The organism is Methylophaga sp. F-2 (assembly GCF_056859315.1).
The window spans coordinates 142,293-163,591 of sequence record NZ_JBSXOF010000017.1 but is presented as its reverse complement, the minus strand read 5'-3'; the positions used below and the strand labels follow the sequence as shown (position 1 = coordinate 163,591).

Here is a 21,299-nt window from a genome sequence, read left to right as displayed (position 1 = left end):
AGACCATAACCTACTTGAACGCCGTGACAAAAACGTCGGGAGCGTTTTTGAATGAGCGAAGCGAACCCGAAGGGGCGCCTACAAGGATGTAGGCGATAAAGTAGGTCACTGCCAGGCTTTATATACAAGAGAAGCCCATCCAAACAGATGGGCTTTTTTTATGTCTCACTGTTTTATATTAACCTGCCTGTGCTGGGCAACACACCCTGTGACCAGCAATCGTGCCTGCATGGCTGGCTCACATCACTTGCTTGTGACTAACAAAAAGCAGCGATAAGCAATGTGCCAGAGATTGCTTTGCATAGACTCCATCCTTGGCGATAAGCATTTTGAATAAGTGAAGCGAACCTGAAGGGGCGCTTACAGGGGTATAAGCAATAAAGTAGATCACTGACAGGCTTTTGGATATTAGAAAAGCACATCCTAAATAATGGTGACCTTTTTTATTGCCTCGTACTCTGCCAAGCTGATCGAAGACTGCTGCAATATTGAGCTTTATAGAGCCTTTCAGATAATTTGTACTTAGACGATGATAACTGAAAAGGTCTTTGTTCAGCTCATCTAAACTACTTAATATCTTGTTAAGCAAAGTCCATTATCGTAACGACCACTATTTATGGACTGTTACTATGCTGAATCACGCCCGTCAACTTAGATTATTTTTTGTTGTAAGTTATCTGATTTTATTTTCTATCACCTGCTTATTTTGGCCATACGCAAAAACTGATAGCAACTGGTTAAATAGCTATCTATTTTTCTCATCTGCAATCTATGCCTTCTTGTATTTATTGCCAGCATTAGTGATTACAAAACTGATTGATCTCGTGGCATTTTTTAACAATCGTTATGAGAAAAAGTGGTTGCTGGTGAGTAGGCAGGTTGCCTGGATACTGACATCAGTAATATTTCTAGCATTATACGCAGACTATGAAATCTATACGCTTTATGAATATCACTTTAACGGATTTGTGTGGAATCTGATAATAACCCCAGGTGGTATTGATGCCCTAGGCGCTACGATATCGACCAAAGTGACTATAGCTACTGAGGTTATCGCTATTATTGTATTTACGTATTTATTGAAGTGGCTATCTGGTAAATTGGCATATCGAACCCATTTTACAGTTTCACGACGTGTTTACATAAGCGCTTTAGCGATCTTATTACTGCTGGCCCCATTAGAAGAAAGTGTTTACGCCTACAGTATTTATACGGGCAAAGACGACTTTATCCAAGTCTCTAGTGTTATTCCCTTCCATCTCAAATCGAGTGCCCATAGCTTTTTCAAAAACATGGGTATTGAACAAGGTGGGCTTAAAAAGCTGAGACTAGCTCATGGAAAGATACATTATCCATTGGAGACGATTGCAACAGAACAGTTAGCAACATATCCGAACATCATTATGCTTGTTGCAGAGTCATTTCGTTGGGATTTACTGGATCCGGAAATAACACCTAATCTATGGAAATTGTCTCAAAAATCACTCACATTCGATAATCATTACAGCGGTGGTAATCGGACAAGGATGGGATTGCTATCGATGTTTTATGGCATTGATGCACCATACTGGTATGGTTTTCAGCAACAGAAGATTTCGCCTGTGCTGCTGAATGTTTTGCGTGATAAAGGTTATCAGTTTGATTTGCACACAAGCCAGAGTTTTGATTACCCAGAATTACGCGATACGGTTTTTCATAATATGCCTGAATCTGTGATGGAAGAATTAAAAGATGGAGAACCATGGGCACGCGATCATCAGAATATCAGTCATGTCATCAGTAATATCGATACACGTGTGAAAAATAAGCCTTTTTATAGCTTTATGTTTTTTGAGTCCACACATGCCCCTTATGCATTTCCTGAATCAATGGCTATCAGGAAAGATTATCTTAAAGATATGAACTATGCTGATCTCAATCTCAGGGATAATATTGAGCAAATCCACAATCGGTATATCAATGCTGCGCACACCATCGATGCTGAAGTAGGGCGTTTGCTGAATTATTTAGAAGAAAACAAGCTATTAGATAATACGATTATTTTATTCACTGGCGATCATGGTGAAGAATTCATGGAAAATGGACATTGGGGCCATGGGCACAATGAAATGTTTCCTGAGCAACAAATCCATGTCCCACTTATATTATCTATTCCAGGTACCAAGCCAGAACATATACGACATACAACCTCTCATATCCAGATTCCTGCCACGCTGATGGAGAAACTGGGTGTGACAACAAATGCTGATAAATATGCGCTTGCAGACGATTTAAACTCCATACTGCCGTATCTAGTTGTTGGTAACTATAATTATCTTTCTGTTATAGATAACAGCCACAAAATTACCTTTCCTTTTACCTCAACAGATTATTTTCACTATACCGTCTTCACTCGTGATGACCAAAGTGTCAATGCCGATGAAAAGCAGGAGGTAATTAAGCAAATCCAGCCTTTGATAGATGATGTTACAAAGGATTGTCAGCGCTTTGTCAGCCATTAAATAAGGAAAATCACTTTAAATCATCGTAATCTGTTGTATTTATCACAAATAAATAAAAAAAGGTCTCTATCTGAGGTAAAATAACAACAAATTCTGTCTGTACGTAAAGCTCATTAATGCCTTTACCTATAACCACTATAAATCAGCAGAATAACGTGTTGATTTAAAGAGTAGAGGATTGGCGAGCATTGATTAAAGAAGTCTGGTCTGCGAGTAATACTGAAATCGCGACAAAGTTCTTAGATTATTTCCCAACATTAGAAAGTATATTCGACTATCAAGCGACAATCATTTCTAAGGGAACACAAAGTGAAGTAATGCGATTTAATATAGAGGATACAGGCTTTTATATTAAACGCTACTCTAGAACCAAGGGTCTTAGAAGTCACTTAGGTTATTCACGTTTGCGGATGGAAATTCGTAATCAACAGCGATTCTTAAGATGGGGACTCAATGCTGCAGCTGTGATTGCCTATGGTGAGCGCTATCGCTTTACACATACGCTTAAGGGTGCATTAGTTACTTTAGCTGTGAACAACAGTTCTAATCTTGAAGATATTTCCCGTAATTCACCTGAGTTATTTAAAAATAAGGCTTGGCTGAGTCAAGTGATAAAGCAGGTTGCTGAGATGGCGCGTATTCTCCATGAACATCGGTTTTGTCATAACGATTTATTCTTACGAAATTTGCTAATACAGCAGAATAATAGTGACCAGCCAAAGCTGTTTCTTATTGATTGCCCATCTGGTTGTTTTTGGTTCGGCACTTTTCTTTCAAAACGTAAAGTTAAGGATATTGCTAGTCTGGATAAACATGCATCACTTTATTTATCCAGAACACAGCGTTTACGTTTTTTGCTCTATTATCGTCAGAGTAAACGCCTTACAAGTAGTGATAAACGATTCATTAGAGATGTGTTGGCCTATTCTCGACGAAAAAATGGATAATCTCTTCCTAGCTCAGCTCAGTGTAGTTTGATTCAGTAAACCGTGGTGAGCAGATAGCTAAAAATATCAGATCGGCTTCACCATTATTACTTATACGCTGGCGTGTTAAAGGGGGAATAATAACTACATCACCAGTGGATACAACTTGTGATAGCTCTTCGCCTATTTCAACGATACCCTGACCTGCGAGAATTACATAACGCTCAGTTGTTTGGTTTAAATGATGCCACTGTGTCGTTACTCCAGGCCCCACTCTGGCTCGAGCAATAGACACATCCGGATCTGATGTATGATTAGATAACTCATTTATATAACACCCCTCAATAAAGAAATACTCTTTATCAGGATCATAGTGCTGGATTGTTGGTTTATTGATCATCTTATTTTATAACCGTTATTTGATGGTTTATTGTTTTTTTGCCCAGTAAAGTCCAGTTTGAGAGGTAAAGCTAGCATCTTTCTCTATTGATAATGCTTGCTTTACTTCTTGGTTAGCATCTAACTGTAATTGCTTGAGTATGCCCACTTTATCTGCTGGTGTGTTCATCCTGCTTACCCATGAGTCAAATTGTAGCCTGGTTGACCAGCTTTTATATTTTTCAATGGTGAAGCCGGCATTTTCAATTACTTCCCGCCATTCAGTATGATCGCGGTTTCGTACATGTGATGGATCACGTAGATACTCGATAGTTTGTAAGTGCGTGTCGACAATTTTATTTATGTCGCCCTCAATATCGATAATAAGCAAATAGCCACCTTTTCTGACTATATTTCCTATGTGCTCAATCGCAGAATTAAAATCTGACCAGTGATGGGCACTGTAACGGCTACACACCAGATCAATATCAGAGAAATGGTGTGCTAGTTCTTCGGCTCGACATTGTTTTGCTTCAAGATTAATAAATTGTTTTGAGTGAGCCTGTTCCTTGACGATTTTTAGCATTGCAGATGATGAGTCTGTTGCAGTGACATTATCTACTAATGGCGCAAGCATGTAACTAAGATGGCCTGCACCACAGCCAATATCAACGGCTGATTTTATGTCTGTGCGATGATGTTCGATAAGTAATTTTGCAAAAGATAAATCAGGTCCTTGACTATGCACTGGGCTTGTTAAATATTCATTCGCTTGAGAATCGAATTGCTTTCCTACGCTTTGGTAATGTGTAGTCATTTTCTGTCTCCATTTTGTAGAAAGCAAAGCATATAAGTCTCATTGTAGTGTTACTAGATAGGTGTTTATCCTATTATAAAAACTGATAGCTAATGATTTAAATTAACGGGTGGAGCGATGAGCAATAATCGCGATAATAGTTTGGGTGCATTTTTGAAATCGGCAAGAGAAAGAACATCACCTGAGCAATTCGGTATAAAGAAAGGACGAAGACGAACGCCAGGACTTAGAAGAGAAGAAGTTGCACAATTAAGCGATATAAGCACGACTTGGTACACCTGGTTAGAGCAGGGTAGAACAACTTCTGTGTCAGCCCAGTTATTAGCACGATTGGCACAAACATTAAAACTATCTCACGCAGAACGGCATTATTTATTTAAATTAGCCAATCAATTAGATAAAGAGGAAATAACACAGTTATCGCCACAACTAAAGCAGCATCTGTTAACGCTAACTGAAACAGTATCAGCACCAACATATGTCATGGATCGTCACTGGGATCTGGTCGCTTGGAATGATGAATGCAAAAAATTGTTTGGTGGATGGCTCAATACCGACAAAAATAAAAATTTACTACGATTTTTATTTTTGGACCCTGTAGCTAAAACACTAATTAGTGATTGGCAACAACGTGCAGAGCGCTTAGTGGCTGAGTACCGGGCAGATAGTGTTGACTGGCATTACGATAAGGTGCATTTGGCACTGGTAGATGAACTCACTGCATTATCTGAAGACTTTAAAACAGCCTGGAGCAAGCAGCATGTATTACCTAGAGAGGGTGGAAAAAGAGGTTTTTTCCGACATGGTATTGAGTGTTTCTATGAACAATTTACTTTACGAGTTGCCGATAATCTCGATATGAAAATGGTGATATTACGCCCTATAAATGAGAGTGGTTAAGGTCTATGCACTAAAATGTAGCGCATAAGATAAATAGTAACCAATTGATTTAATGGCTTACATCTCTCGACTCTAGTCTATATCAGGCTTTCGGTCACTGACTTATAAGCTGGCATCTGTTATGCAAGACATTATCCGACATATGTCATAGGGAGGCCTCTATGAAACTGTTAATGATAGTTTTGCTTCTACTCAGCTCTAAAATGGCGGTTAGTGATACCTCGGCATCATGGAACCGTATTATTTTATCTGGCGGTGCATATACACTATTGGGCTTAGCCCCACCGGAACTCAGAGCTGCGGACACACTCAATATCTTTCTCGAAGGTGATGGCGCGCCTGGTACAGCATTAGAGTTAGCTGAATTCATTGGTGGTAATAGCGTTTATATCGCCAGACCTTGCCAGTATTTTTCGCGTCAACAATTCACCAATTGTGACAAAGCTTTATTGACATCACACCGCTATTCGCGGGCTGTGATTGACTCTATCAGTAGAGCCATTACAGCAATGAAAATTCGTTATCAAGCGAGTCGAGTGCGGCTTATCGGATTTTCAGGTGGCGGAGCTATTGCAACGATTATTGCTGCACAACGTGATGATATTGACTTGCTTGTTACCGTCGCTGGCAATCTTGATCACAAGCGTTGGACTGAGTTTAATGAGATTGCCCCTTTAATCGGCTCATTAAACCCGGTAGATTTCAGCGGCTCTCTTGAGGGTGTGAAACAAATTCACCTTATTGGTGAGCGTGACAATGTGGTGCCTGGCTCTGTACTAAGCTCTTATTTAGCTCACATGCAAAAACTGGATAATGTGAAAAGCTATATTATTTCTGGTGCTGACCATCTTTGTTGCTGGTCAATGGCACTTGCAGATGTCTTAGATTGACGCAGATGCTTAACCCAAGCTAGCCAGCCAATCATCATCTGAGCCTTCGTTCATCCCCTCAAAAAGGTATGTGGAAAGATAACGTTCTCCCGTATCAGGTAACATGGCCAAAATAGCACTTCCAGGCGTAGCTTTTTCCGCGACCTTCATGGCCGCCGCTAGGGTGCCACCGCATGATAAACCAACGAAAATACCTTCTTCTCGAGCAAGGCGTTGTGCCCAATTTTTGGCTTCTTCATCTGTCACAGGATAGAGTTCATCATAGATGTCACGATTTAATACATCAGGAATAAAATCTGGTGTCCAACCTTGGATTTTATGTGGGGCCCATGCATTACCTGCCAGCATGGAAGCAGCGGCAGGTTCAGTTGCGATAATTTTTGTTTCTGGGCGTGCAGCTTTAATGATTTCACCTGCACCTGTTAAGGTACCGCCGGTTCCCCAACCCGATACCCAGTAGTCAAGAGGTTTACCTGCAAAATCAGACAGAATTTCTGGTCCTGTAGTATTTCGGTGATAGGCCGGGTTCGCTGGGTTCTCAAATTGTCTGGCTAGAAACCAACCATACTTTTCAGCAAGTTCTTCTGCTTTTTTGACCATGCCTTTGCCACTTTCAGCTGCTGGGGTCAAAATGACCTTAGCTCCAAGGGCCCGCATAATCTTACGACGTTCCACGGAGAAGGTTTCAACCATGGTCGCAACAAAGGGATAGCCTTTCGCCGCACACACCATCGCGAGAGCAATACCGGTATTGCCTGAAGTGGCTTCAACGACTGTTTGACCCGGTTTCAGAACCCCACGTTTTTCTGCATCATTAATAACAGCATATGCCAAGCGATCTTTGACGGAACCCATCGGGTTAAACGACTCAACTTTCACATACATATCAACGTGGGCTGGAGCTATGTTGTTGAGTTTGACTACTGGTGTGTTGCCGATGGTATCGAGAATGCTGTTGTAAATCATAATATGTTTTCGCTTCTTTATGCTGATCAAAAAGCTTACATGAAATCTATCAATCAGAGGCGTGTCGTAAGCTAGAGAATGTTATTTTCGTAATCGTTAATAATTGACTGTGCAAGATTCACTTTACTTTGCTCAACGAACACATGAGCGAAATCAGTGGCTGGAAGATCGCCGACAGCGCCTTGTAAATAGTGGCCACCAACGTGACAGTCAATGTCATGGCTTTTCAACAAGCCAGCTACAATATGAGCTTCTAAAATATTATTAGCACGAAACATCAATTGCATATGTTTCTCCAATGCTGTTGAGGCTTTAGCTAGCAAAATTCGCTGCGTCGTGTTTATTTTGTAGTAACGTGAATCTGTTGTTTAGTTGATTGCTTTGCAGGTTTCTTGCTGCTCTCGATATTTGAGGAGGTTTGCAATGCACGTAGAATATTTTGTCTGGTAATTGAACCAACTAAACGATTATCTTTGATGACAGGTAAACACTTATATGCAGTACTGAGAAATGTCTGAGCAACATCGATAATAGAGTCATCAACATCAACTGTTGCACATGTTGTGTTCATAAACTCGCCAACTTGTCCTGCAGCTTCCCCTTGATAAGCCGCATTTAAAGCTACTTTCATACAATCTTTTTCAGATAAAAAGCCAATCAGGTTGCCATGATGATCGATGACAGGAGCACCAGATAACTTGAACTCTACCAATTGATTGATCGCCCGCAGAATATCCATATCCGGTGTGAAGGTAATTTTAGTACCATTCATATGATCTTTGACTTTTAACGGCGCTAACATATTTAGCTCTCCTTAATATGCGTTATTGTTGTTGGGCTTTCCGTTTCGCACATTCATCCCTTTCCTGGGCTGAACAAGCGCCACCACAACTTCCACTTAAGCCAACTTGATTGAGACCACCACAACTACCTTTGATGGCTGAGCGACCAAACAACACGCCTATCGCCATTGCTGCGACAACGACAAGTAATACAACAAATGCGGCGATAAAAGTTGTCATCTAACCCCCAAAGTCATCCAGGAATATGTTTTCACGTTCAACACCAAGATCTTCCAGCATTCTAATTACTGCAGCGTTCATCATTGGCGGTCCACACATATAGAATTCACAGTCTTCTGGAGCGGGATGATCTTTAAGATAGTTTTCATACAGTACATTATGAATGAAGCCAGTGTAACCCTGCCAGTTATCTTCTGGCAATGGATCCGATAGAGCCACATTCCAGGTAAAGTTCTCATTTTCGGCAGCCAGCTCATCAAAATCTTCAGTGTAGAACATTTCACGCAAGCTACGGGCGCCATACCAGAAACTGATCTTACGGTCGGTTTTAATTCTACGAAGCTGATCGAAAATATGTGAACGCATCGGTGCCATACCTGCACCACCACCGATAAAGACCATTTCTTTATCAGTATCTTTGGCAAAGAATTCACCAAAAGGTCCTGAGATAGTGACTTTATCACCTGGTTTTAAGTTGAATATATATGATGACATTTGACCTGGTGGAATATCATCGTTGTCTGGTGGCGGGGAAGCGATCCGCACATTCAGCATAATAATGCCTTCTTCTTCAGGATAGTTCGCCATAGAATATGCGCGGATAACATCCTCTTTTACTACGGATTTATAACGCCACATATCAAAGCGGTCCCAGTCGCTTCTATATTCATCTTCTACATCAAAACTTTTGTATTCAACCGTATGAGGTGGGCACTCTATCTGAATAAAACCACCGGCACGGAAATTTACATTTTCACCAACAGGTAATTCCAGTACTAATTCTTTAATAAACGTAGCAACATTGTGGTTAGAGCGAACAGTACAATCCCATTTTTTGACACCGAAAACTTCTTCGGGGACTTCAATTTTCATGTTCTGTTTAACGGCAACCTGACAGGATAATCGGTCACCTTCTGCTGCTTCACGTTTGGTGATATGTGACTCTTCTGTGGGCAGGATTGAGCCACCACCCTCAAAGATTTTAACTTTACACTGCCCACAAGTACCGCCGCCGCCGCAAGCTGATGACACAAATAGATCTGCATCAGCAAGAGCCCCTAACAGTTTACTGCCAGCTTTAGTTTTGATGGTTTTTTCCTCATTGATGACAATTTCAATATCACCAGTTGAGACTAATCTTGAACGTGCCCCAAGTATTAAAAATACCAAGGCCATGATGATAAGGGTAAATAGTACGATGCCGAGTACGATTTCCATCACAATTGAATCCCAGAAAATGCCATAAAACCAAGTGCCATGAGACCTGCAGTGATAAAGGTAATCCCTAATCCTTGCAGCCCATCAGGTACATCTGAATATTTGAGTTTTTCACGTATGCCAGCGATAGCGGTAATCGCCATTGCCCAGCCAAGACCACTACCAACACCATAAACAGCACTTTCAGATAGGTTGTAGTCACGTTCAACCATGAACAAGGTTCCGCCCAGAATGGCACAGTTCACCGTGATTAATGGCAGGAATATACCCAATGCGTTGTACAAGGCTGGAGCATATTTATCCATGGCCATTTCAAGAATCTGTACCATCGCAGCAATAACACCAATGTAGCTGATAAGACCAAGAAAGCTTAAATCAACATCAGGTAAACCTGCCCACGCAAGCGCACCATCCTTAAGTAGGTATTGGTAGATTAAGTTATTTGCTGGGACTGTAATGGCTTGAACCATGATGACGGCAATACCAAGACCAAGGGCTGTTTCAATTTTTTTCGACACAGCAAGGAAGGTACACATGCCTAAAAAGAATGATAAAGCCAGGTTCTCAATAAAAATTGAGCGTACGAACAGGCTTAGATAATGTTCCATCTACAATACCTCCGTACGATGAACTTGGTGAATTTGATAGTCCGGCGCTTCGACTTGTTCTTTTTTCCAGCTACGCACAGCCCAGATGAGCAGACCAATGACAAAGAAAGCACTTGGTGGTAAGAGCATTAATCCGTTTGGTATATACCATCCACCATCATTGGCGACAGGAATCACTTGGTAGCCAAATAATTTTCCTGCACCTAAGAGTTCACGACAGAAAGCAACCAACATAAGAATGAGACTATAACCCAAGCCATTACCAATCCCATCCAGGAAACTCAGCATGGGCGGGTTTTTCATTGCGTAAGCTTCAGCACGGCCTAATACGATACAGTTGGTGATAATCAAGCCGACGAACACCGACAATTGTTTGCTGGCCTCAAATGCATAGGCTTTGAGAATCTGGTCAACAATAATGACCAGTGAAGCAATGATCGTCATTTGCACAATAATCCGAATACTACTCGGAATATGTTTACGGATAGCACTGATACAGGCACTCGAGAAGGCTGTAACCGTGGTCAAAGCCAATGACATGATAAGTGCGGACATCATATTGGTAGTGACTGCTAATGCAGAACAAATACCAAGAACTTGTAGTGTAATTGGATTGTTATCAATGAGAGGATCGATAACATTATTTTTTGCTTGGCTTGCCATAAGTTATTTCCCCAATTCAGAATGCATTTTTTTCAGGTAAGGCCCAAACCCCTGATCGCCTAACCAGAACTGTAGAAGGTTGGTGACACCATTACTAGTTAAGGTCGCTCCTGATAAGCCATCTACCTTGTATTCGGCGTTAGCCGTATTTGGCTCAACATGACCACGAATCACACGAATTTCGACATTACCATCAGCATCAAAAATTTTCTTGCCAGCCCACTGAGCACGCCATTTAGGGTTATCAACTTCACCACCAAGTCCCGGTGTTTCCGCCTGTTCGTAAAAACGTAAACCACGAACCGTATTGAAGTCACCTTCCAATGCTAAAAATCCATATAACGTGGACCATAGACCATAGCCATGAACGGGCAGTACGACTTGTTTAATCGCGTCGCCTTCTTTCAATATATACACAGGTGCATAGTTGGCGCGTCGACCGATGCTGGCAATATCATCTTTGTCGTCTATGTTGATACTCATTTGTGGATCAGCTGATGCCGCACGCTGGTCATAACTGACAGGGTCGATGTTATTGTCAGCATAATTACCTGTACTCAAGTCGACCAGCTTAACTTCAAACTGACTAAAAATTTCATCAACAGTACCAGCTTGATTACTCATTCCTGTGACAGCAAGAATATTCTTCTTTATATCGTCTTTTTTATTGTCGTCCTGTATGGGACGTAAATAAACAGCCGCTGTCGAAACCATCACTGAACAAATCAGACACAACAGAATAGCAATAAAAAGAGTTTTTTTCGGATCATCATTAGGTAAGTTGAGTAATCCACCTAACAATCCTTTTTTTGTATTAGTTTCAGCCATGATATTAAGTTCGCTTCATTCTGCGTTTGATGTTGGCCTGAACAACAAAATAGTCGATCAGGGGCGCGAAAATATTGCCAAATAATATGGCTAGCATAATACCTTCTGGGAAGGCGGGGTTCACAACACGGATCATCACCGCCATAAAACCAATCAATGCACCATATATCCAGCGCCCTTTATTTGTCATCGCCGCAGAGACCGGATCTGTTGCCATAAAGACCATACCGAAGGCGAGGCCGCCCATGGTTAAATGCCAGTACCATGGAACACTGAACATCGGATTAGTATCACTGCCAATCAGGTTGAATAATAATGAGGTAGCAACCATACCAAGGAATACACCCAGAATGATTCTGAAGTTAGCCACTCGGGTATAAATTAGAAATGCTGCACCGATGAGTATCGCTAATGTGGATGTCTCACCCAGCGAGCCTGGCATCATTCCAAAGAAGGTTTGTGACCAGCTGTAACCAGCTTCTTTCACCGCCTCGATACCACCTGATGCGGCCAGAGCAAGAGGCGTCGCTCCAGTGTAGCCATCAACTGCAGTCCACACCGCGTCTCCAGACATTGCTGCCGGATACGCAAAATAAAGAAACGCACGCCCAGTCAGGGCAGGGTTCAAGAAGTTTTTACCTGTACCACCGAAGACTTCTTTACCCAGAACAACACCGAAAATGATACCAAGTGCGACCATCCACAGCGGTGTTGATGGTGGCAAGGTCAGGGTGTAAAGCATCGAGCTGACTAAGAAACCTTCATTAACCTCATGGTTTCTTACAGCGGCAAAGATGACTTCAAAAATACCGCCAGCGACCAATGTCGTTATATACATGGGTAAAAAGTAAAGTAAGCCATGAAACATATTGGCGAATAAACTGTTAGGGTCATATGCGATACCCAGCGTACTCATTATCCAGTTACGCCAACCATCCAGGCTTGTCATACCCATTTGGCTGATCGCATTATTCGCCTGAAAACCCGTATTCCAAAGCATCAATAATAAGACGGGGAATGTCGCTACTACGACATAACTCATTACCCGTTTTAGATCGATGGCGTCCCGCACATGTGGAGAACCTCGTGTTACATCAGCGGGTGAATATATAAAGGTATCCACCATCTCATATAACGCGAAATACTTTTCGTATGGGCCGCCTTTTTGAAATTGTGGCTCGATACGATCAAGAAAACGTCTTAAGCGTGCCATCAACTATCCTTCTATCTCAATTTGTGTCAAGTTTGATCTGAGTGCAGGGCCATAATCATATTTGCCTGAACAGACAAAGGAGCATAATGACAAATCTTCTTCATCAAGCTCTAAACAACCAAGCGCTTGTGCTGTATCGGTATCTTTGACCAGCAATGAACGGAGTAACTGTGTTGGTAAAATATCCAGTGGCATAACGCGTTCAAATACACCGACAGGCACCATCGCCCTGGGGCTACCATTTTGTGATGTAGTCAAGGCCACTTCTTTTTGACGGAAAATGCTGGAAAAGAAAACATTGAGTGAAGAAAATTTACCTTTACCGCCTGGACGAATCCAACCTAATAATTCTCGTTCAATACCTTCTGCGATCACAGAAATTTGATTATGAAATCTGCTTAAGTAGGCTGCCCAGTTATTGGCTGTATGGCCATGCAAAACCGAACCAGAAACAATACGTGATGGAATATTTTGTACTTCACCCAATACAAGATCCTGGGTACTTGCGCCTAAACGTGTACGTATCAATCGTGGTTTATTCACTAAAGGCCCAGCAAAAGCAATAATGCGCTCAACCCAAAGACGACCTGTTGTAAACAGTTTTCCAATAGCTATTACATCCTGATAACCGACCGTCCATACTGATTTACTGGCGTTGACAGGATCAAGCAGATGAATATGTGTTCCAGCTAAACCAGCAGGGTGTGGACCTGAGAAAGTATGAACTTCGATATTACTTTTCTGGTTAACCGGCAGGGCTGTATCAGGGGCCTGACAGACATAGACTTTGCCTTCTGTCAGTTGACTGAGGATGGTTAGACCGTGTTTAAAATCTTCAGCGTGTTCATTGATGATAATGCTTGGGTCAGCAGCAAGAGGATTGGTATCAATGGCTGTGACAAAAATGGCATGTGGTACGGCATCAACAGCTGGAGAGCGACTATACGGGCGGGTGCGGAATGCTAACCATAAACCGGAGTCAATTAAATTTTTGGTGATATCTGATCTTTTCAGATTGTCGAGCTTGTTTAAATCGTATTGCTCGAATGTGATCTCATCGTCACCTTCCAACTCAATGACGACGGATTGTAATGCGCGCTTGGCACCGCGGTTAATGGCTTTCACTGTTCCTGCGCCTGGAGAGGTGAACTGCACGCCAGGGTTTTTCTTATCAGTAAATAATGGTTGTCCGAGTTTGACCTTCTGGCCTTCTTCAACCATCATCGTAGGCCTCATACCTACATATTCATTGCCCAATATGGCTACCGAATTGACTTTGTTGCCATCGTAGATAGTTTGTTCGGGTTTCCCCGAAATGGGCAAATCTAGCCCTTTCTTAATCGAGAAATGCATACTTCACCTGGTCAGGAGACAACGGACGTACCTGCTATCTGTGTTACGTTAAATTCCCAGTCTGTAAGTATAAGTATTGTTTTCAATGAAAGAAAGAACAAATCCAGATAAATATTAGCTCAAATCCTACTTATCTCAGGATGCTATCCGTTTCTTTTAGCCATCTATAAGCAACAATAAAGCCTAAAAAGCTGAGTACGCTGGCAATGATGAATGTCCAGGCCGCGCCAGGACTATCCCATAAATAGCCGCTGAATAAGCTACCTATAACCCCGCCAATTCCAAAACTTGCGCTGCTATACAGCGCTTGTCCTCTGCCTTGTGTGTTGCCAATAAAATGACGATGAACCCAGGCAATAGCTGAGGCATGAAAACTGCCGTAGCTGGCTGCATGTAAAAACTGAGCCATAATCAGTGCAGGCAGGTTTTGCGGAAAGGCTGCTATCAAGAGCCAGCGAAGTGATGTTAATAATAGACTGACCATAAATACATTACGCAGTCCAAACTTGGGCAGCCAGCGATGCATTACAAGAAAAATAATGACTTCGGACATAACACCCAGTGCCCAAAGTTGGCCTATAACACTACTGCTGTAATCATGCTGCTCTAGATAGATGGAATAAAACGTGTAGTAAGGGCCATGACTAGCCTGCATTAACAAGCAGATCAGTAAAAAAGCAATCACACTGGGCCGCTTCAGTATGGTTTTTAATGAGATGGTGCTGTGCTCTGACGTGTTTGATGATTCAGGCACGCTGAGACTGAATAGCCATATACCAGTAATGCTGATTAATAATGCGATGGGAATAATCTTTGGCTCAAACTGCTCAAGTAAATTACCCAACACCATGACGATGACAATAAAGCCGATCGAACCCCATAAACGAATCTTGCTGTAGTGATGACTGTGTTCACCGAGATGTTGCAGTGTGGTGACTTCAACTTGGGGTAGTGATGCGTTCCAAAAGAAGCTAAATAACATCAGAACCAGTGCGACACTGAGATAAGATTGATCAATGAAAATTGCTGCAAAGACAATGATGGTGGCAAAACTGGCGAGTCTTACAATTCTCATGCGACGGCTATAATAATCTGCTAACCAACCCCAGATATTGGGCGTGATAATTCTGGAGGCCATCAGAATGGCGGTTAGTTCACCAATCTGGCTTGGGCTAAAGCCTTCCCATTTCAGGTAAAGGCTCCAGTAAGGTACTAATATGCCGAGACAAGCAAAATAAAAAAAATAAAAGCCAGACAGGCGCCAGTATGGCAATTGAGATAAAGGCACCTGAATGAGTTAAGCCTGAGCAGGAATGATCGGGGTATCAGTAGTGACGTCCATATTTTGAGCACGATGTCTCAACACATGATCCATTAAAACTAATGCCAGCATAGCTTCTGCTATAGGTGTCGCTCGAATACCGACACACGGATCATGGCGACCTTTCGTCACAACTTCAATGGCATTACCTTGTGTGTCAACACTTCGGCCTGGTAATCGCAGACTGGAAGTGGGTTTCAGCGCGATGCTGACAAGTAAATCCTGACCACTGGTAATACCACCGAGCGTGCCGCCTGCATGATTACTGAGAAAACCATCAGTGGTAATTTCATCACGATGTTCAGTGCCTTTTTGCGTGACCGAATCAAAGCCGGCACCAATCTCAACACCTTTGACGGCATTAATGCTCATCATAGCGTGAGCGATATCCGCATCAATACGGTCAAAAATCGGCTCTCCAAGTCCAACCGGTACATGGCGAGCAACAATATTAATTCTGGCGCCTACCGAGTTGCCTTCTTTACGTAAGGCATCCATATAGGCCTCGAGTTCAGTTTCTTTGTCTGGATCCGGTGAGAAAAAGGCACTTTTCTCTATGTGTGACCAATCTAGTTTTTCTGTTTTTATAGGACCGAGTTGCGATAAATAAGCATTTATTTCAATACCATAACGCTGACGAAGATATTTCTTTGCAATACCACCAGCGGCGACACGCATGGCCGTCTCTCTGGCAGAAGAGCGACCACCGCCACGATAATCACGCACACCGTATTTTTGGTGATAGGTGTAATCAGCATGAGCAGGTCTGAACTGATGCATGATGTTGCCGTAATCTTTGGAGCGTTGATCAACATTTTCAATCAACATACCAATGGGGGTGCCAGTTGTCTTACCTTCAAAAACCCCAGACAGAATTTTGACCTGATCGGGTTCGCGGCGTTGCGTTTCATGACGAGTTTTACCTGGACGGCGACGATCAAGATCGCTTTGTAAATCTGCTTCAGTTAATTCTAGTCCGGGAGGGCAGCCATCAACGATGCAGCCTAAAGCTGGGCCATGACTCTCGCCAAAGGTGGTAACAGTGAAGAGTTTTCCAAAGGTATTACCTGACATATCTCGTTCCGCTTTCGAGTGAAGATTAAACAATAAATAATTTGGCGAAGCCTAAAAAGGCCATAAACCCGACCACATCCGTGACAGTGGTGAGTAGTACGCTGCCTGATAAGGCTGGATCAATACCTATTCGCTTCAACCCCAACGGTATAGTTACGCCAGCAAGGGCTGCTGCCACTAAATTAATAATGATGGCAGTACCAATAAGTAGTCCTAAAGACACGCTATTAAACCAGATCACGGTGACTATCGCGATAGCTGTGGCCCATATCAAGCCATTTGTCGCACCAACCAGCATCTCTTTGCGCAATAACCAGCGTTCATTGTTACTATTCAGTTGACCCAATGCCATAGAGCGAATAACCAATGTTAAGGTCTGGCTTCCGGCTATGCCACCCATACTGGCAACAATGGGCATTAGGACTGCAAGGGCCACTTGTTTTTGTATTGTAGTTTCAAATAAACCAATAACCCATGACGCGAGAAATGCTGTCAGTAAGTTTACGGCAAGCCACACCGAGCGGCGATGAACACTGCGTTTGACGGTGGCAAAGGTATCTTCATCTTCACCCAAACCTGCCATGCTCAGCATCGAATGTTCTGCGTCATCACGGATAACGTCAACGACATCATCAATGGTGATACGACCAAGTAGGCGGTTATCTTTATCGACAACAGGCGCGGAAATCAAATCATGTTTTTCAAATCGTCTGGCGACATCCCGATCCGTCATATTCGCTGGAATCGGATCGACCTGGTGCGACATAACTTCACTTACCAGAAGTGAACGGTTTCGGCTCACCACTTGTGATAAACGTAATGTGCCCAGGTAATGATCATTATGATCCACCACATACAAACTATCGGTATTTTCTGGCAGTTCTCCCAGCATGCGCAGATATCGTAGGACAACCTCAAGCGTGATATCTGTGCGTACCGTGGTGACGTCTGTATTCATCAAACCACCGGCACTTTCTTCATCGTAGGCTAAAACAGCCTCAACACGACGCCGGTGTTGAATATCCATCGCACGCAAGACTTCATGGACGACATGATCCGGGAGATCTTGCAGAATATCGGCGATATCATCGGCATCAAGATCTTCGGTGGCATTAATCAGATCCGCGGTATCCATATCTGTCATCAGATCGGTACGGACTTCCTCACCGATATATGACAAGACTTCACCACGTAAGTCAGGATTAATTAATGGCCAGCAGATTTTCCGCTCGTTAGGCGGTAAAGATTCAAGAAGATGCGCTGTTTCGGCTGGATGTAGTCCTGCTAATAACCTACGCATTCTGACAAAACGTCCACTTTGCAGGGCATCAGATAAAGCATTAATAGATTGATTCAGGGCGTGATCATGGTCCAGCTCAGACATATCCAGTTCTCAACAACGGAGGTTTTTAGGATTGTGATTAGTGCTTATTCTAGCTTGCTTGCCACTTGCTGAATAGCGTGAAATGCTTCGTGAGCAAAGAAACTAAGGAGATTCAGAGGTTTTATAAGGTGAGTGCTGACACCCATAATATACGATTTGGTGTCAGCACAGGTTCATTATTTAGTGAGACGGGCCGTTAATTTTTTCAAGCAATAAATCCAGCTCTAGTTGGTCACTGGTATTCATAATATCCAATGTGTTAACGGGGAGTTCATTCAAGTTAGTTTCATTGATTACCTGTTTTACTTCGAGTATGGCATTGGGATGCATACTGAAGTTTTCCAATCCCATGGCCAGTAGAAGTCTTGTATAACGAGGGTCACCCGCCATTTCACCACACATGGACACATCCACATTATGCAGTTTTCCCGCCTGCAGCGTCATATATATCAGACGTAATACAGCTGGATGCAATGGGTCATAAAGATAGTTAACATGATCATCAATACGGTCAATGGCCAGTGTGTACTGGATTAAGTCATTGGTACCAATAGAGAGAAAGTCTACCTGTTGCGCAAATATTTCTGCGCAAACCGCACTTGCCGGAATCTCAATCATGGCGCCCACTTCAATATGATGATCGTATTCAAGATGCTCTTTATCCAGTTCCTGCTTACATTGCTCAAGCAGGTTCTTCGCTTGGAGCAGTTCATTCATGGTGGAAATCATCGGGAACATGATTTTGATTTTGCCAAAAGCAGAAGCACGAAGAATTGCGCGCAGTTGGGTGCGGAACATGGCTGGTTGGCTTAGGCATAATCGAATGGCGCGCATACCTAAAGCTGGGTTAGTCACTACAGTTTGATTGAGGTTACGCCCACCATCAACGGTTTTGTCTGCCCCCAAATCGAAAGTTCGAATTGTCACCGGTTGATTATTCATGCCTTCAACCACATCGCGATAGGCCGATAACTGTTCTTCTTCCTCTGGTGGTGACAGGCGGTTCATGTACAAAAACTCGGTACGATACAGTCCAATACCTTGCGCACCGGCGCTGCTGATTGTGGTTACATCTTCCGGTAACTCAGCATTGGCTAACAATGTGACTGATTTACCATCTCGTGTTTTTGTGGGTTGAGACTTATAACGACTCAGCGATGAGATATGCTCACGAAAAGCAATTAAACGGCCTTCATATTCATACTGTGTGCGTTCATCTGCCCCCAGCAACATAACGCCAGTCTCACCGTCAACAATCAGCGGTTCATTATCCTGAACATAACGACGAACAGACTCGACACCAACGATAGCCGGGATGCCCAGACTTCTTGCCAGAATGGTGGTGTGAGAAGTCGCACCACCATGCTCTGTCACGAAGGCAACAATACCTTGGTGCTGCATAAGCACAGTGTCCGCTGGCGTCAGGTCTTCAGCGATAATAATATGGCCTTTTAGCCGACCATCTGGAATTTCATGATCCGCGACTTCCTGATCAGCCAGAATACGGTGAATTCGATTGACCACATGATCAACGTCATCTCGACGTGTACGCAGATAAGGATCATCCATCTCATTAAAAACGTTAATCAACGCATCACGTTGCAACTGTAAGGCCCATTCGGCATTACAGCGGCGCTGACGGATCATATCTACTGGAATCTTATTTAGTGATGAGTCATTCAACATCAATAAATGGGTATCAATGAAGGATGTCACGTCAGCAGGCGCATTGGCCGGAATATGATTACGAATGGATTTTAACTGTTGTCTTGCCTGATCAATGGCATCGAGAAAACGGTCGACTTCTTGCTCTATTGCAAAGGCGGGGATTAAATATTCACGGACATCAGGCTGATTGTGAAAAAGAATATGGGCTCGGCCCATAGCAATGCCGCGAGAGACGCCAATTCCTTGTAGCTCAAGCGTCATTCACCTTCTCCAAAAAAATCATTAATAAGGGTATCTAGCGCTTGCAAAGCCTGTTCAGCATCATCACCTTCAGCGGTCACAGTGATTTGTGATCCTTTTGCCGCAGCCAGCATCATCACACCCATGATGCTTTTACCATTGACTGTTCTGTTTTCTCTGGTAACGGTAATCTCAGCATCATAAGCAGAAGCAGTAGTGACAAATTTAGCTGCTGCTCGTGCATGTAAGCCGAGTTTATTAATAATTGTGAATGTTTTTGTCATCATTTTCTTGAGTAGCCTGTGTGATGACAGCGAACTACACCTTCTTGACCGCCACTCAAGGCTTTGATTTCAAGTTCTTCTAAGTTTAGGGCTGGGTAGTTTAAAACGCGTATCAACATGGGTAGGTTTAAGCCTGAAACAACACGGATATCTGTTCTGTCAGATACTGCACAGGCTATATTACTTGGCGTTGAGCCGAACATGTCAGTCAGTATGAGAATACCGTGACCTTGATCAAGTTTTTTTAAATCTTCATCCATTTCCAAACGGATTGCTTCAGGATTGTCTTTGGTCTGGATTGAAATCACTTTGGTGGGAAGCGGGCAACAAGATAACATCTGGCGTGCAGTGTTAATCAGCTCTGTCCCGATGTTATTGTGCGAAACAAGTAAAATGCCTACGGTCATATTAGCTCTCTAAAAAAACAGCCAAAGCTGTATATAGACAAATCGGCTCAGCCTCTGTCTTGTAACGGTAATGAATGTAATGGATATACCGCATGTCATCAAGTTAATGTGAAATCATCACTGCTGAATTTGCTGTTGTTGGCGATATTTTAACTGTTCATTGGCATCATTTGTTGACTGTTGCATGTTTAACCAAGTTAACAGGCGAATGAGCACGGGTACCGGATTGGATATCGACAAATGTAGTGTCGGAATATTAATACCAAGAATAGTTTGATTGCTTTGGTTGCCTTCCAGCTGACTATCCAGTGTTAATTTTTCATGCAGGATCAGCTGATAGTGAAGTGAAGCATAATCAGTGACATGTGCTGGACCAAACTGGTGTTCGATATTAATGGTGCCAAGTTCACGTGTGTTAAGCAGGCTTTTTAATAGTGAGGGAGAACGACCAATAAGTTGATTTTTTTCAATAGTAAGGTCAATCACATCATCAGCGACTAATTGATGACCTTCAATGATTAACTGCAAAGCCAGACTACTTTTCCCTATGCCGGGGGAACCGCTAATCAGTACGCCTGAGCCATTGACACAAACCATTACTCCATAGAGTGAGTTGGTTTGTATTGCTTGGACCATGG

23 protein-coding genes are annotated in these 21,299 nt (G+C 42.7%); 4 read left to right on the top strand and 19 right to left on the bottom strand.

Annotated elements, in window-relative coordinates; all coding sequences use genetic code 11:
- The first annotated feature begins 629 nt into the window (after positions 1-629).
- Together AC13DA_RS07075 and AC13DA_RS07070 are read left to right on the top strand one after the other, a co-directional pair.
- Positions 630-2,501 (top strand): sulfatase-like hydrolase/transferase, encoded by a 1,872-nt coding sequence (locus tag AC13DA_RS07075; protein WP_284451654.1) that lies wholly within the window; start codon positions 630-632, stop codon positions 2,499-2,501.
- Between the two features lie 188 nt (positions 2,502-2,689).
- Positions 2,690-3,448 (top strand): lipopolysaccharide kinase InaA family protein, encoded by a 759-nt coding sequence (locus AC13DA_RS07070; protein WP_284451655.1) that lies wholly within the window; start codon positions 2,690-2,692, stop codon positions 3,446-3,448.
- Positions 3,449-3,455: 7 nt separating this feature from the next.
- Here AC13DA_RS07070 and AC13DA_RS07065 read toward each other — a convergent pair whose 3' ends face one another.
- On the bottom strand, positions 3,456-3,827 hold the full coding sequence (locus AC13DA_RS07065) for a cupin domain-containing protein (RefSeq protein WP_284451656.1): 372 nt from the start codon (positions 3,825-3,827) through the stop codon (positions 3,456-3,458).
- 27 nt (positions 3,828-3,854) lie between these two features.
- A complete protein-coding gene (locus AC13DA_RS07060) occupies positions 3,855-4,622 on the bottom strand; it encodes a class I SAM-dependent methyltransferase (protein ID WP_284451657.1) in 768 nt (255 codons plus the stop codon).
- 117 nt (positions 4,623-4,739) lie between these two features.
- Between AC13DA_RS07060 and AC13DA_RS07055 the strand changes: the two genes are divergently transcribed.
- Together AC13DA_RS07055 and AC13DA_RS07050 are read left to right on the top strand one after the other, a co-directional pair.
- Positions 4,740-5,522: a helix-turn-helix transcriptional regulator gene (locus tag AC13DA_RS07055; protein ID WP_284451658.1), complete on the top strand. Its 783-nt coding sequence runs from the start codon at positions 4,740-4,742 to the stop codon at positions 5,520-5,522.
- 161 nt (positions 5,523-5,683) lie between these two features.
- Complete coding sequence (locus AC13DA_RS07050; protein ID WP_284451659.1) at positions 5,684-6,412, top strand: alpha/beta hydrolase; 729 nt, start codon at positions 5,684-5,686, stop codon at positions 6,410-6,412.
- Positions 6,413-6,421: 9 nt separating this feature from the next.
- On the opposite strand, the gene cysK is transcribed toward AC13DA_RS07050, so the two are convergent.
- The 17 genes from cysK to AC13DA_RS06965 all read right to left on the bottom strand — a co-directional run bounded on the left by cysK (position 6,422) and on the right by AC13DA_RS06965 (position 21,297).
- Positions 6,422-7,378 (bottom strand): cysteine synthase A, encoded by a 957-nt coding sequence (gene cysK, locus AC13DA_RS07045; protein WP_284451660.1) that lies wholly within the window; start codon positions 7,376-7,378, stop codon positions 6,422-6,424.
- 71 nt (positions 7,379-7,449) lie between these two features.
- Positions 7,450-7,665, bottom strand: coding sequence for a putative signal transducing protein (locus tag AC13DA_RS07040; RefSeq protein WP_007147060.1), 216 nt, complete (start codon positions 7,663-7,665; stop codon positions 7,450-7,452).
- 53 nt (positions 7,666-7,718) lie between these two features.
- Positions 7,719-8,180: a CBS domain-containing protein gene (locus AC13DA_RS07035; protein WP_007147059.1), complete on the bottom strand. Its 462-nt coding sequence runs from the start codon at positions 8,178-8,180 to the stop codon at positions 7,719-7,721.
- Positions 8,181-8,202: 22 nt separating this feature from the next.
- Positions 8,203-8,400: a (Na+)-NQR maturation NqrM gene (gene nqrM, locus AC13DA_RS07030; RefSeq protein WP_284451661.1), complete on the bottom strand. Its 198-nt coding sequence runs from the start codon at positions 8,398-8,400 to the stop codon at positions 8,203-8,205.
- Positions 8,401-9,618, bottom strand: coding sequence for an NADH:ubiquinone reductase (Na(+)-transporting) subunit F (gene nqrF, locus AC13DA_RS07025; protein ID WP_007147057.1), 1,218 nt, complete (start codon positions 9,616-9,618; stop codon positions 8,401-8,403).
- Positions 9,618-10,226, bottom strand: a complete 609-nt coding sequence (gene nqrE / locus AC13DA_RS07020; RefSeq protein ID WP_007147056.1) for an NADH:ubiquinone reductase (Na(+)-transporting) subunit E — start codon at positions 10,224-10,226, stop codon at positions 9,618-9,620. Before nqrE ends, nqrF begins: the two co-directional genes overlap by 1 nt.
- On the bottom strand, positions 10,227-10,889 hold the full coding sequence (locus tag AC13DA_RS07015; protein ID WP_007147055.1) for an NADH:ubiquinone reductase (Na(+)-transporting) subunit D: 663 nt from the start codon (positions 10,887-10,889) through the stop codon (positions 10,227-10,229).
- Between the two features lie 3 nt (positions 10,890-10,892).
- Positions 10,893-11,717 (bottom strand): Na(+)-translocating NADH-quinone reductase subunit C, encoded by an 825-nt coding sequence (locus tag AC13DA_RS07010; RefSeq protein ID WP_007147054.1) that lies wholly within the window; start codon positions 11,715-11,717, stop codon positions 10,893-10,895.
- Between the two features lie 4 nt (positions 11,718-11,721).
- On the bottom strand, positions 11,722-12,930 hold the full coding sequence (locus AC13DA_RS07005) for an NADH:ubiquinone reductase (Na(+)-transporting) subunit B (protein WP_284451662.1): 1,209 nt from the start codon (positions 12,928-12,930) through the stop codon (positions 11,722-11,724).
- 3 nt (positions 12,931-12,933) lie between these two features.
- Positions 12,934-14,283: a Na(+)-translocating NADH-quinone reductase subunit A gene (locus AC13DA_RS07000; RefSeq protein WP_284451663.1), complete on the bottom strand. Its 1,350-nt coding sequence runs from the start codon at positions 14,281-14,283 to the stop codon at positions 12,934-12,936.
- A gap of 130 nt (positions 14,284-14,413) precedes the next feature.
- Positions 14,414-15,571, bottom strand: a complete 1,158-nt coding sequence (locus AC13DA_RS06995; RefSeq protein WP_284451664.1) for an MFS transporter — start codon at positions 15,569-15,571, stop codon at positions 14,414-14,416.
- A gap of 9 nt (positions 15,572-15,580) precedes the next feature.
- A complete protein-coding gene (aroC, locus tag AC13DA_RS06990; RefSeq protein WP_284451665.1) occupies positions 15,581-16,678 on the bottom strand; it encodes a chorismate synthase in 1,098 nt (365 codons plus the stop codon).
- A gap of 25 nt (positions 16,679-16,703) precedes the next feature.
- Positions 16,704-18,062, bottom strand: coding sequence for a magnesium transporter (mgtE, locus tag AC13DA_RS06985; protein ID WP_007147049.1), 1,359 nt, complete (start codon positions 18,060-18,062; stop codon positions 16,704-16,706).
- Between the two features lie 180 nt (positions 18,063-18,242).
- Positions 18,243-19,991: a phosphoenolpyruvate--protein phosphotransferase gene (gene ptsP, locus AC13DA_RS06980; RefSeq protein ID WP_284451666.1), complete on the bottom strand. Its 1,749-nt coding sequence runs from the start codon at positions 19,989-19,991 to the stop codon at positions 18,243-18,245.
- Entirely contained in the window at positions 19,988-20,257 is a 270-nt protein-coding gene (locus AC13DA_RS06975; protein WP_007147047.1) for an HPr family phosphocarrier protein, read from the bottom strand. Before AC13DA_RS06975 ends, ptsP begins: the two co-directional genes overlap by 4 nt.
- Complete coding sequence (locus AC13DA_RS06970) at positions 20,254-20,661, bottom strand: PTS sugar transporter subunit IIA (RefSeq protein ID WP_007147046.1); 408 nt, start codon at positions 20,659-20,661, stop codon at positions 20,254-20,256. Before AC13DA_RS06970 ends, AC13DA_RS06975 begins: the two co-directional genes overlap by 4 nt.
- A 117-nt stretch (positions 20,662-20,778) precedes the next feature.
- The gene (locus tag AC13DA_RS06965; RefSeq protein ID WP_284451667.1) at positions 20,779-21,297 is read right to left on the bottom strand and encodes an HPr kinase/phosphorylase; all 519 of its coding nucleotides are present in this window, start codon (positions 21,295-21,297) and stop codon (positions 20,779-20,781) included.
- Positions 21,298-21,299 lie beyond the last annotated feature (2 nt).